The organism is Citrobacter sp. Ce006, assembly GCF_030336535.1.
Taxonomy (GTDB): Bacteria; Pseudomonadota; Gammaproteobacteria; order Enterobacterales; family Enterobacteriaceae; genus Citrobacter; species Citrobacter europaeus.
This window is the reverse complement of record NZ_JAOWDO010000012.1, coordinates 1-233: the sequence shown is the minus strand read 5'-3', so window position 1 is coordinate 233 and position 233 is coordinate 1. Positions and strand designations below refer to the sequence as shown.

Annotated in this window: 1 rRNA gene; it reads right to left on the bottom strand. The window is 54.1% G+C overall.

Annotated elements, in window-relative coordinates:
* Window positions 1-72 (bottom strand): 5S ribosomal RNA (gene rrf / locus OGV94_RS00055); the annotation flags it as partial.
* Between the last annotated feature and the right edge of the window lie 161 nt (window positions 73-233).

Below are 233 nucleotides of genomic sequence, written 5' to 3'. Positions count from 1 at the left end.
ATCGGCGCTACGGCGTTTCACTTCTGAGTTCGGCATGGGGTCAGGTGGGACCACCGCGCTACAGCCGCCAGGCAAATTCTTTGTGCTCTGTCCTGTGTCTTTTGGGCTGATACTGCGTTGGCTGCTTTCGCGAACGTCAGTCACATACCGGTGTATGCTCCTTCCGTCGCTTCACTTGCCGCCTTGTCTCAGCGCAAAATCCTTCGGACTTACTAATCTGTTATCAAGCTGAA